The organism is Bacteroides caecigallinarum (assembly GCF_016901995.1).
Classification (GTDB): Bacteria; Bacteroidota; Bacteroidia; order Bacteroidales; family Bacteroidaceae; genus Phocaeicola; species Phocaeicola cellulolyticus.
On sequence record NZ_JACJLE010000197.1, the window covers coordinates 1 to 278 of the forward strand.

General features: G+C 48.2%; 1 rRNA gene. It reads right to left on the reverse strand.

What is annotated here, in order from left to right:
- Positions 1-278: ribosomal RNA gene (locus tag H6A61_RS15605) — 16S ribosomal RNA — on the reverse strand; the annotation flags it as partial.

Sequence of the window (278 nt, forward strand, 5' to 3'; positions counted from 1 at the left end):
AGGCTCTCGCCCATTGACCAATATTCCTCACTGCTGCCTCCCGTAGGAGTTTGGACCGTGTCTCAGTTCCAATGTGGGGGACCTTCCTCTCAGAACCCCTATCCATCGTAGGCTAGGTGGGCCGTTACCCCGCCTACTACCTAATGGAACGCATCCCCATCGTTTACCAATGAATCTTTAATGGTATTATCATGCAATCTTACCATACTATCAGGTATTAATCTTTCTTTCGAAAGGCTATCCCTGAGTAAACGGAAGGTTGGATACGCGTTACTCAC